Source organism: Nonomuraea ferruginea, assembly GCF_039540635.1.
GTDB lineage: Bacteria > Actinomycetota > Actinomycetes > Streptosporangiales > Streptosporangiaceae > Nonomuraea > Nonomuraea ferruginea.
Genome location: NZ_BAABFD010000001.1, coordinates 728,681 through 740,146 on the forward strand (window position 1 = coordinate 728,681; position 11,466 = coordinate 740,146).

9 protein-coding genes and 1 pseudogene are annotated in these 11,466 nt (G+C 71.4%); 5 read left to right on the forward strand and 5 right to left on the reverse strand.

Features of this window, described 5'->3' with window-relative positions; genetic code table 11:
• Nucleotides 1-11 precede the first annotated feature (11 nt).
• On the forward strand, nucleotides 12-338 hold the full coding sequence (locus ABD999_RS03210) for a hypothetical protein (RefSeq protein WP_148030689.1): 327 nt from the start codon (nucleotides 12-14) through the stop codon (nucleotides 336-338).
• On the opposite strand, the gene ABD999_RS03215 is transcribed toward ABD999_RS03210, so the two are convergent.
• Both ABD999_RS03215 and ABD999_RS03220 read right to left on the reverse strand, forming a co-directional pair.
• Nucleotides 328-867, reverse strand: a complete 540-nt coding sequence (locus ABD999_RS03215; RefSeq protein ID WP_271277413.1) for a hypothetical protein — start codon at nucleotides 865-867, stop codon at nucleotides 328-330. The two genes, ABD999_RS03210 and ABD999_RS03215, sit on opposite strands and share 11 nt — an antisense overlap.
• Before the next feature lie 62 nt (nucleotides 868-929).
• The gene (locus tag ABD999_RS03220; RefSeq protein ID WP_271277412.1) at nucleotides 930-1,208 is read right to left on the reverse strand and encodes a DUF3040 domain-containing protein; all 279 of its coding nucleotides are present in this window, start codon (nucleotides 1,206-1,208) and stop codon (nucleotides 930-932) included.
• Between the two features lie 91 nt (nucleotides 1,209-1,299).
• On the opposite strand from ABD999_RS03220, the gene ABD999_RS03225 reads away from it, so the two are divergent.
• The gene (locus ABD999_RS03225) at nucleotides 1,300-1,746 is read left to right on the forward strand and encodes a MarR family winged helix-turn-helix transcriptional regulator (protein WP_271277411.1); all 447 of its coding nucleotides are present in this window, start codon (nucleotides 1,300-1,302) and stop codon (nucleotides 1,744-1,746) included.
• Nucleotides 1,747-1,782: 36 nt separating this feature from the next.
• Here ABD999_RS03225 and ABD999_RS03230 read toward each other — a convergent pair whose 3' ends face one another.
• Complete coding sequence (locus tag ABD999_RS03230; RefSeq protein ID WP_271277410.1) at nucleotides 1,783-2,082, reverse strand: hypothetical protein; 300 nt, start codon at nucleotides 2,080-2,082, stop codon at nucleotides 1,783-1,785.
• A 24-nt stretch (nucleotides 2,083-2,106) separates the two neighbouring features.
• Nucleotides 2,107-3,342 carry a glucose-1-phosphate adenylyltransferase gene (gene glgC / locus ABD999_RS03235; protein ID WP_271277409.1) on the reverse strand — a complete coding sequence of 412 codons (1,236 nt, stop codon included), beginning with the start codon at nucleotides 3,340-3,342 and terminating at the stop codon, nucleotides 2,107-2,109.
• A gap of 170 nt (nucleotides 3,343-3,512) precedes the next feature.
• On the opposite strand from glgC, the gene glgA reads away from it, so the two are divergent.
• Both glgA and ABD999_RS03245 read left to right on the forward strand, forming a co-directional pair.
• Nucleotides 3,513-4,682, forward strand: coding sequence for a glycogen synthase (gene glgA, locus ABD999_RS03240; RefSeq protein WP_271277408.1), 1,170 nt, complete (start codon nucleotides 3,513-3,515; stop codon nucleotides 4,680-4,682).
• Nucleotides 4,683-4,748: 66 nt separating this feature from the next.
• Complete coding sequence (locus tag ABD999_RS03245; protein WP_271277407.1) at nucleotides 4,749-6,227, forward strand: Nramp family divalent metal transporter; 1,479 nt, start codon at nucleotides 4,749-4,751, stop codon at nucleotides 6,225-6,227.
• Here the strand turns inward: ABD999_RS03245 and ABD999_RS03250 are convergent, their stop codons facing one another.
• Entirely contained in the window at nucleotides 6,228-6,632 is a 405-nt protein-coding gene (locus ABD999_RS03250; RefSeq protein ID WP_148030697.1) for a nitroreductase family deazaflavin-dependent oxidoreductase, read from the reverse strand. It abuts the gene before it with no gap.
• Nucleotides 6,633-6,795: 163 nt separating this feature from the next.
• Between ABD999_RS03250 and ABD999_RS03255 the strand changes: the two are divergent.
• Nucleotides 6,796-11,466: pseudogene (locus tag ABD999_RS03255) on the forward strand (hypothetical protein); the annotation flags it as partial.

An 11,466-nucleotide genomic window follows, 5' to 3' on the forward strand; every position in this document is an offset into this window, starting at 1 on the left:
GCGTCGTCGTCGTGACCAGGTTCGACTGTGGCGGGCTGTGGCGGCTGCTCGCCTTCCGGATCGCGCACGCCTGGATCTCGGCGCGCATCACGCCGCGGCTCGAAGGGCTCGTCTTCATCGCGACCCGTACGGACGTGGCGGCACGCAGGGTGCTGAGCGTCACCCTCTTCCACAACCTCGGCCAGGTTTACCAGATGGGGAGGATCCCGGCGCACATCAAGGCCGCGCGGGTCACCCGCCGGTTCGGTGTCCGGACCCGCGGCGCCGTTTTCGCCAATGTCGGGGACTGGCGGACGGTGCTGTTCGACGCGGCGGCGGGGGAGCCGGTCATCGACTGACGAACTCCAGGTCGATGGAGTCCGTGTGAGAGCTCCACGCGAGGTCCAGGCGCCAGCATCCGGGGCTCGGCAGGTCGACCGCAGAAGGCCCGGGGCCGCCCTCGACGGTGATGCGCGTCGGCGCGCCCACGCCGTTCAGCCGGGCCTCGATGCGCAACGGCTCGGACGGAACCAGCGGCGCTCTGGAACGCCACAGAATTTTGTTGCCCCGGTCCGGCAGCGGTGGGCTGTAAAGCGGATAGCCGAAAAGGATGGCGAGCATGTCACCGCGGCTGCTGGAGGCATAATGCATCTCTACGCCGGGGGTGAATCCTGTCCGGGCCCAGGATGGCGGTTCGCCCTTGACGGCCCGGAACTCGCACGGCGCCGTGGTGACGGAATCGACGGCGGCCTGGGTCGGCTGTGGCCGAGTTGGAGAGCTGTCATTCATGCAGGCGGCGGAGAGAAGGAGCGTTGCAGCCACCATGACGTGGCGCGACCGCATCAAGCGGACCCCCAGAAAAGGCGGATGAAAGGAAATCACCGCCAACGTACTACAACACCGAGCGATGCCGAAGACCTCAAATCCTCATGCGCCGAGGTCCGCGGTCGTCACTGGTCGTGCTCGTAGGGGTGGGCGCGTGCGTACCAGACCCACGCGGCCAGCCCGGCGAACAGCAGGGCGATGAACGGCGACCCGGCCGCCATCATGATCAGGCAGGACGTGGAGCTGATGGCGAGCAGGACCGTGTAGGTCCGTCTGGACAGGTCGGGCGCTCGCCGGGGCAGGTGCCGCGCGTCGCTGTGGAATGACTCGGTGAAATCCGGATCCTCGTCGCGCAGCCGGCGCTGGATCCTACGCAACTCGTCGCGTTCGCGGTCGTCGAGCACGACACACCTCCTGGGCGCTCGCGCCAGGTGCGATCTCATCTCGTATCCCACCTGAATGATTTACATCGTAGCACGATATAAAATGGATCCCATGGATGGTCACGGGGGGATTCGGGAGGCGGCGGCAGAGAGCGAGCCGCTGTCGAAGCAGGATTTCGAGGCGCTCGCCCGGTTCCGTTTCGGGATCCGCAGCTACCTGCGGTTCAGCGAGGACTCGGTGCGCGCGGCCGGCCTCGCCCCCCAGCAGTATCAGCTCATGCTGGCGCTGAAAGGGTTCCCCGGCCGCGACTGGGCGACCGTGCGGGAGCTGGCCGAACGGCTGCTCCTGCGTCACCACAGCGTGGTCGAGCTGGTCAGCCGCGCCCAGCGGCAGGGCCTCGTACGCCGGAGCGCCCACCCCGACGACGGCCGGGCGGTCCGCGTGCTGCTGACCGCCGAGGGGGAGCGGGTCCTGGCTCTGCTGAGCGCCCTGCACCGCGACGAGCTGCGCCGCATCGACACCATGCTCACCCCGCCGACCTGGGACGCTAGCGGGTGACCAGGGACCACGCCCACCGGCCGGCCCCGGCGCGGGTCACTCGCCGGCGGCCCAGACGGCCTCGAACGCGGCCCCGTCGATCTCGGTCAGGTCCCAGATGTCGAGCGGCTGGTCGGTGAGGAACCCGTGCTCGTCCTGCGGGTGGCGCCACCAGTAGCGGCGTAGCCGCCGGGCCCCGTCGATCTCCGCCTGCCGGATCGCCCAGTGTTCGCCGTCGCCCTCGACGCTCTCGAACAGCCACACCCCGCCGCGCTCGTCGTCGCCGCGCCAGTAACGCCGCGGCCGCTCCGACTCGCTCAGCTCTTTGACCAGGGACCGGCGGAGATCAGGATGCACGCCGCCCACTTTAGGGGAACGCCCTCAGCGGTCGACGATCTCGTTCTTGCCGATCACGACCACGCCGCTCCGGGTCAGGGCGAAGCGGGTGCGGTCGTACTCCAGGTCGAAGCCGATGCGGGCGCCGTCGGGGATGACGACGTTCTTGTCGATGATGGCCTTGCGGACGATCGCGCCCCGGCCGACCTTGACGTTCTCCATCAGCACCGAGTCCTCCACCAGCGAGTGGGAGTGGAGGACGACCTTGGGCGACAGGATCGACCGGACGGCCGTGCCGCCCGAGACGATCACGCCGGGGGAGACCAGCGACTCCAGGGCGCGCCCGACCCGGTCGCCGTCGTTGTGCACGAACTTGGCCGGCGGCAGCGGGTCGTGACCGGTGTGGATGGGCCACTTGTCGTTGTAGAGATTGAAGATCGGGTGGGCCGAGATGAGGTCCATGTGGGCCTCGTAGTAGGCGTCGAGCGTGCCGACGTCGCGCCAGTAGCCGCGGTCGCGCTCGGTGGAGCCCGGCACCATGTTGTGGGCGAAGTCGTAGACGTCGGCCCCGCCCGACTTGACCATCATCGGGATGATGTTGCCGCCCAGGTCGTGTCTGCTGGTCGGGTCGAGCGCGTCCTCGCGCAGCGCGTCGATCATCGCCTGCGTCTTGAACACGTAGTTGCCCATCGAGGCGTAGACCTCGTCGGGGGAGTCGGCCAGCCCCACCGCGTCCTTGGGCTTCTCGCGGAAGGCCACGATGCGCTTGCCCTGCGGGTCGGTCTCGATCACGCCGAACTGGTCGGCCAGCGACAGCGGCTGGCGGATCGCCGCCACGGTCACGTCGGCGCCCGACTGCTCGTGCTGCTCGACCATCTGCCGGGGATCCATCCGGTAGATGTGGTCGGCGCCGAACACGATCACGTGCTCGGGCATCTCGTCGTAGATCAGGTTGAGGTTCTGGAAGAGGGCGTCGGCCGACCCCGAGAACCAGCGCGGCCCCAGCCGCTGCTGCGCGGGCACCGGGGTGACGTAGTTGCCCAGCATGGCCGAGAGCCGCCAGGTGCGGGAGATGTGGCGGTCCAGGCTGTGGTTCTTGTACTGGGTCAGCACGACGATCTTCAGGTAGCCGCCGTTGGCCAGGTTGGACAGCACGAAGTCGATCAGCCGATACATCCCGCCGAACGGCACAGCCGGTTTCGCCCGGTCCGCCGTGAGAGGCATCAGCCTCTTTCCCTCTCCACCCGCCAGCACGACCGCAAGCACCCTCCGGGACCTCATGTCCAGGACGCTACCCCCAATCGGCGCATCTATCGACGTAACTCTGTCCGGCCCTCTCCCGAGGTGTCCGGAGTGATCCCTCTATGTGCCGCCATCAGCGCACCGGTTGTTTCCCGCTCGGGCGCCTGTCACCGTGTCCGGACGCCCGCGATTCCTCGTAAAGTCGAGTCATGCGAGTGGATCTGCTCAGCCGCGAATACCCGCCGGAGGTCTACGGCGGCGCGGGCGTGCACATGGAGTACCTCTCCCGCGAGCTGCGGGAGCTCGCCGACGTGCGGGTGCGGTGCTTCGGCGCCGCCAGGGAGGAGCCCGGGGTGTCGGCCTACCGGACGCCCGCCGGGCTGGCCGGCGCGAACGCCGCGCTCCAGGTGCTCGGCGTCGACCTGGAGATCGCCGCGGCCTGCGAGGGCGCCGACCTGGTCCATTCGCACACCTGGTACGCCAACTTCGCCGGGCACGCCGCCAAGCTCCTCCACGGCATCCCGCACGTGGTCACCACGCACAGCCTGGAGCCGCTGCGCCCGTGGAAGGCCGAGCAGTTGGGCGGCGGCTACGCGATCTCCTCGTGGGCCGAGCGCACCGCCCTGGAGGCCGCCGACGCGGTGGTCTCGGTGTCGGCCGGCATGCGCCGCGACGTGCTGGCCGCCTACCCGCGGATCGACCCGGCCAAGGTGAGCGTGATCCACAACGGCATCGACACCGCCGAGTACGCCCCGGACCAGGACCATCAGATCCTGAAAAAGTACGGCATCGACCGCGATCGACCGTACGTCATCTTCGTCGGCCGGATCACCCGCCAGAAAGGCCTGGTCCACCTTCTGCACGCGGCGCGGTCCTTCGCCCCCGACGCGCAGCTCGTGCTCTGCGCGGGCGCGCCCGACACGCCGGAGATCGCCGCCGAGGTGGCCGGGCTGGTGCGCGGCCTCGACCGCAAGGGCGTGTTCTGGATCTCCGAGATGCTGCCCAAGCCCGAGGTGATCCAGCTGCTCACGCACGCCTCGGTATTCGTCTGCCCGTCGGTCTACGAGCCCATGGGCATCGTCAACCTGGAGGCCATGGCCTGCGAGACCGCCGTGGTCGCGACGACCACCGGCGGCATCCCCGAGGTGGTCGCCGACGGTGAGACGGGCCTGCTCGTACCGATCGACCAGGGCCCCGACGGCACTCCGCACGACCCCGAGCGGTTCGCCGCCGACCTCGCCGGGCGGGTGAACACGCTGCTGGAGGACCCGGCGCGGGCCCGCGCGATGGGGCTGGCCGGACGGGCGCGGGCCGTCGAACACTTCTCCTGGCCCGCGATCGCCCGCCGCACGATGGAGCTGTACGCGTCACTTATGTGACGTAGGTCTCATTTGGGCCTTGTCCTGCCCGCCGTACGGGATCACCCTGAACGGCAGGAGGCAGAGATGACGCATCCCCTCGGAGTCAGCCGCCCGGACCTCGAAGTCACCGATCTGCCGACGCCGGAGGAGGTCTTCAAGGTCCCCCGGATCGGCAAGGTAGAGCTGTTCAAGTTCGCCGTGGGGCCCAGCCTGATCGCCCTCGGCATCTCCATCGGCAGCGGCGAATGGCTGCTCGGCCCGCTCAGCGTCGGTCAGTACGGCTTCGTCGGCGTCGGCTGGGTCATCCTGGTCTCGGCCGTGCTCCAGACGTTCTACAACGTCGAGTGCGCCCGCTACGTGACGGCCACCGGCGAGACCCCGGTGGTCGGCTGGGGGAGGGTGCCGCCGGGCTGGAAGCTGTGGGTCCCGCTGTCGGTGTTCATCGTCATCTTCGCATTCATCGCCGGCGGCTGGGCCGCCTCCGCGGGGCAGGGCGTGTACGCGCTCGTCCACGGCGACATCCCGCCCGCCGGGGCCGAGGAGCCCCGGCTGTGGGCCATCGCGCTGCTCGTGCTGGTCTTCCTGATCACCGCGGCGGCCCGGCGGGTCAGCCGCGCCCTGGAGCTGGCCAACTGGATCATGGTCGGCTCCATCCTGGTCGCCCTGCTGCTCATCGACCTGTTCGTGGTGCCGTGGGAGCTGTGGTGGGAGGGCATCAGGGGCTTCTTCACCCCGGCCGCGCCGCCCGCCGGGATCACCGCCACCCAGCTCGGCGGCCTGGCCGGCTTCACCGCCCTGGCCTCCGGACTGAACTGGTACGTGATGGGCCACTACCGCGACAAGGGCTACGGCATGGGCCACCGCGCCGGTTACATCGCCGGCCTGCGCGGCGGCCGGCAGGAGATCCTGGCCAGCGGCGTCACCTTCCCCGACGACGAGCGCAACCGGGGGCTGTGGCGGCGGTGGTACCGGCTGATCATGGTCGACATGTGGGGCGTGTTCTTCGTCGGCGCCATGCTCGGCATGCTCCTGCCGACGATCCTCATGGCGCACGCGGTCAACCTGTCGGGACAGCAGCCCACCCGGGCGACCGTGCCGACCTTCGTCGCCGCCGCGCTCGGCGACGAGTACGGGCAGGCGATGTTCGTCCTCGCGCTGATCATGGGCGTGCTCATCCTGTTCAGCACGCAGCTGGGCATCTTCGAGGCGATGGTGCGGGTCACCACCGACGCCGCCCATGCCACCAGCCCCAGGCTGCGCAGGCTCATCGAGGGGGACCCGCGACGCTTCTACTACCCGTTCATGATCGTGCTGCTGATCGTGATCGCGGTCGTCATCCACCTGTCACTGCCGGTGGCGCTGGTGGAGTGGTCGGCGAACATGTCGAACCTCGGCGCGCTGATCTACCCGTTCATGCTCATGTATCTCAACAGCAAGCTGCCCAAGCCGGCGCGGGCGCGCTGGTGGCACCACGTCATCCTGGTGCTCAACTTCCTGTTCTTCGGGTTCTTCTTCGTGAACTTCATCGCGGACTTCGTCGGGGAGCCGCTGGTGACGTTCTGATCAGCGCTGGGGCTCCAGGACCACCACCGGGATCTTGCGGTCGGTCTTCTTGGTGTACTCGTCGTAGTCGGGCCACGTGGCGGTCATCAGCCGCCACAGCTCCGGTCGCTCCTCGTCGGTGGCGGTGCGGGCGCGCGCCTTGAACCGGTCGCTCCTGACCTGCACCTCGACCTCGGGGTCGGCGGCCAGGTTCTTGTACCAGTCGGGATGCGACGGGTCGCCGCCCTTGGAGGCGACCACCACGAAGTCGTCGCCGTGCGGCTGGTAGATGAGCGGCGTCGTGTACGGCTCGCCGGATTTGCGGCCCTTCGTGGTGAGCAGGAGGGTCGTGGTGCCGTTCCAGTCGTGTCCTTCGGCGCCGCCGGTCTCGCGGTAGCGCCGGACGTGTTCCTTGCCATAGAGCATGCCCAGGCACCTACCCCGGCGCGCCCGGCACTCACCCGGGCACGCCGGGGCCTGTACGAGATGTTGACCTCCTTCGTGGCGTTCGCCCCATCGGCCAGGCTCGCGGCGGTTCGTCCGGAACGGTGCTGTACGTGAAGGACGGGCTGATGAGAGCCTAGGCCCCATGAAAGATCCGGCCAGGGTGCTCGCTGCCCGAATCGAGGAGTTCGAGCGGGCGGCGGACCCCCGGCTGGTGCTGGACGACGCGGCGCTGGACGACGCCGAGGACGCCATGCTGGCCTGCGACGGCGGGCCACGCGACGCCGCCGTCTGGCGGCTCGCCGGGGTGCTCCACCTGGCCCGCTACCGGCTCGCCCCCGAGGAGGACGGCGAGGCGGCCGTGGCAGGCGTGTTCTTCGCCGCCGTCGCCGTACTCGACCCCGACGGGCTGCCGGAACGGCTGCGCGGGACGCACGTCCCGGCCTCCGCCACCGCCGAGACCTGGGCGGAGCTGGCGGAGCAGGTCTTCCGCCACGTGGACGTGGACGCGTACCCGCACGTGGGCCTGCTCCTGCACGCCATACTCCGCCGCGCGCTCGCCACGCCCACGGCGGAGGTGTGTGACCGGCTCGGGCAGGTGCTGCTGGAGCAGGCCCTTGACATGCCCGCACCAGCCTGGGCCGCCGAGGCGCTGGCCATCCTGGGCAACGGCCTGGTGCGGCTGTACCGGACGGCCGGCGACGGCGGCGCGCTCGACGACGCGGTGCACGCCCTGTTCCGGGCCGCGCTCGCCGGCCCAGGCCACGTGACGGACCTGGCGGCGGCGCTCGGACACGCGCTGGCCGGCGACACCCCCCTGATCAGGGCGTACCTCCTGGCCGCCGGCCGCCCTCCAGGACCGGAACGCTCCGCGGCGCTCCTGGACCTCCTCTTCCTGGCCTCCACCCGCGCCGCCGCGTCCTGCGCCGACGCCGACCTGCTGGCGCTGCTGCGGGTGGGCCAGGCCTGCCTCGACCACTGGCACGAGGCCGGCGCGCACCCGGCGGTCCTGTCCCGCTACGGCACGGCCCTGGTGGAGTGGTACGTGGTCACGGGCGACCTCCGCTCCCTCGAAGCCGGCCGCGACATGCTCGCCGCCCTACCCCCCGCTCCGACCCTCCCGGTGCCTCCCGCCCATCCCGCATCCCGTCCGCACGACCCGGCATCCCCAGCCCCGCTGGATGCCCCGGAAACCGCCCCGAGACCGGACCGTTCCGCGACCCAGCCTGTGGGCCTTCCAGGTCCGTACGGTCACGCCGGCGCCTTGCCGGTGGATTCAGTGGACCTCCCGGGTTCGTACGGTCACAGCGCCGCTTGGCCGGTGGATTCGCTGAGCCATCCGGGTTCGTACGGTCACAGCGACGGCTGGCCGGAGGATCCGGCGAGCCATCCGGGATCGTACGGCTACGCCGCCGCCTGGTCGGTGGGCCTTTCCGGTTCGTACGGTCACACCGCCGCCTGGCCGGAGGATTCGGGACCATCGGCGCTGGGGAACGCCGCCGCCAGGCTGGACGACGCGGCGACCCGCCTCGACCTGCTCGGCCGCCGCCGCTGGCGGCGCTACCGGGGGAGCGGCGACCTGGCTGACCTGGAGATCGCCGTACAGACCCTGCGGCAGGCGGTGGTACGCGCACCAGAGGGACATCCGGAACGGCCCGCGTTCCTCACCGGCCTGGCCGGGGCCCTCCTCCACCGCGCCACACGAACAGGAGACGCCCGCACCGCCATCACCGCCGCCCGCGCCGCCGTCGCGGCCTGCCCAGGCCGCCACCCCCAGCGCCCCCGAGCCCTCCTCCTGCTCGGCCAAGCCCTACGCCTGGACCTCACCGCGCACACCGCCGCCGAGGCCGTGACAACCCTCCGGAAGGCACTCGCGGCGCATACGGACCCGCGCTTCCAGGCGGAAGCGCACACAGTCCTCTCCGACGTACTACGCCACCGCGCCACCCTCGTCGGCGCAGCCCAGCAGGTACGCGAACCCGCCGAGCCGGACGTGACGGTGCAGACGACCGGGCGCCCTGCGGATTGGGACGCTGAGGCCCTGGCGGGACGCCGGCCGGCCGCCTGGGACGAGGCGGTGCAGGCCGCCGGGCGCCCTGCGGATTGGGACGCTGAGGCCCTGGTAGGACACCAGCCCGCCGATTGGGACGCTGCGGCCCCGGCGGGACGCCGACCCGCCGATTGGGATGCCGTGGAGGCGGTCGAGCGCCCTGCGGACTGGGATCCTGCGGCTCGGGAGGTACGCGGACCCGCCGAGTCGGGTGTGGCGGTGCAGGCGGCCGGGCGCTCTGCGGACTGGGATGGTTCGATCCAGCCGGCTCGCAGCTCCGCCGACGCGGGGGGTGCCGTTCAGGCGGCCCGTCAGATCGCGGACCTGGACGCTGCCGTTCAGGCGGCTCGCAAAGCCGCAGAGCTGGCTTACCTCGCCACCGGAACCACCGCGCCTCCGTCCGGCCCTCGCTCAGCAGTACCACTGCCCGGCGAACCACTGGCATCGCAGACGGTAACCCCGAGGGACCCGTTCGGCGGCTTGCCTTCGGCGCAAGGCACCCCGGCGAGTGCGGCGCGAGAGCCGTCGCCTCGGCCACGCACCCCCGAAGCACCGCCGCCCACGGGGGCGGGAGCGTCGCCCGTACCGCTTGCGCTGGTCAAGGGGTTGCTGGTGCGGTTCACCGTACGAGGTGACGAGCAGGACCTGGTCGAGGCGCTGGAACTCGCCGGGAACGTGCCCGGCGGCGATCCCGAGCTCACCTCGCTGCTCCGCCTGGCGCTCGGCACCCTGACAGGGACGCCGGACAAGCCGCTGGCCGAGGCAGCGACCCGGCTCGCCATGGTCTGCGACGACGAGGCAACCACCCGAGACCTGCTCCGCCTCGGCGAACGCCACGCCAAGGCAGCCAGAGACTCCCGAACCGGCGGCCAGACCAACACCCCGGGCGCATCGCAGTCACGAGCCACCACCGATACCAGCACAACCACCGACGTTGCCGGTACCGCCGACATCTCCGCCGGAACCGAGGGCGTCGCCAGAACGGACGACAGCGACAGTTCCGTCGACACCACTGCTACTGCCCACGTCGCTGGAGCCGGAGGCGTTTCCCGGACCCACGACGGCGCTGTTTCCGGGACCGACGACGGCGCCGGTTCCTGGAACGTCGCCGGAACCGCCGGACCCCCCGACGTCGTCACCGGCCCCGCCGATGTCACCGCCAGCCCCCCCGAGGTCATCCCTGGCCCCGCCGACGTCATTGCCGGACCCACTTACGTCGCCGTCAGAAGCGGGGACGAGGCCGGAACCGGCGACAGCGCCGATCCCGGTCGCGCTGCCGGGATCGGCGGGAGAGCCGCGGAGGAAGGCCCCGGCGACGAACGCAAGAAGGTACGCGCCGCGACGTATCTGGTGAGGGCCGCAACGGGCCTGGCCGGACGTGGGCGCCGGAGAATGGCGATCGAACTGCTGGAGCGGGCCGGAAGGGCCTTCGCCGAGGCGGGTGAACCGGTCCAGGCAGCCGACACGTACTCCAGGATCGGGAACGAGCACGAGGAACTCGGCGCCTGGGAGGCCGCGTTACGGGCGTTCGAACACGCCGCCGACGGCTACGGAGCCCTCGGACACCCCCGGGAGGAGGCGGCTCAGCGGGCCGCCATGGGGAACGCCTGCGCCCAAGCAGGGGAGCCACGCCGGGCCGCCGCCTGCTACCGGCGGGCCGCCGAACTGTGCCGGGAAGCGGGCCTGCACGCGGACGAGGCCACGTACCAGGAAAGGGCCGCCGCGGCGTACCTCGACGCGGGCGACCGGGCGGAGGCGCTGGAACGTGCGGGCCGCGCCCGCGAGCTGCACCTGACCCGCGGCGACGCCGAGCGGGCGGCGCGGGCGCTCATCCCGGGCGCGCGGGCCGGTGCCGAGCTGGGCCACCTGCCCGCCGCGGCCGAGCTGATCAGCACCTGCGCGTCCGAGCTGGAGGCCATCGGCAAGTGGGACGACGCCTGCCAGGCGCTGGACGGGCACGCGGTGCTGCTGTACGAGCTCGGGCACGCGGATCACGCGGCGGCGTGCGAGGCCGCCATCGTGGACGTGGTCCGGCGGCGCGGCCAGCGGCGCGAGGCCGCCGACGAGTGGTACCACATCGCCCGCCGCCGTCTCTCCCGCGCCGACGTGCCCGGGGCCAGGCGGGCGTTCGAGCGGGCCGAGCGCGCCTACAACCAGCTCGGCCACCGGGACGGGGTCGCCGCCGTGCGCTACCACCTCGGCGTGATCGGATTCACCGGCGCCGGGATGGAACAGGCCACCCAGGACTTCGGGACGGCCGCCGAGGCGTTCGCGGCCCCCGAACGCGTGGCCGCCGCCCGTACGATGCGCGCCGCCTGCCTGGTGGAGCTGGGCCGCTGCGACGAGGCCTCGGCCGAACTGGACCTGGCGATGCGCCCCGCCGTGGCCGAAGGCGACATCGGCGCCCTGTTCTCCATCGCCCTGGTACGCGCCACCGCCGACCTCCGCACCGGCCACCCGGACGACGCACTCGACCGGCTCCGAGCCGCCCTCGGCCTGGCAGCGGGCGACCCCCTGAGGGAAGCGGTAGTCCACGAACGCCTCGCGGTAGTCCACGCACACAACCGCCCAGCGCCAAAGCACCGCCCAGCCCAAGTCGGCCAGCATCCCCCCACAGGATCCGGGAGTGGTCCGGCGGCGGGGGAACGTCCGTCGCTCGGTTCGGCGGGGGACCAGGCAGCCGCAGCGGGGGATGAGCGTCCGCCGGTGATTTCTGGCGGTGGCGCGGCGGCGGGGGAGCGTCCGTCGGTTGGTTCTGCGGTGGAC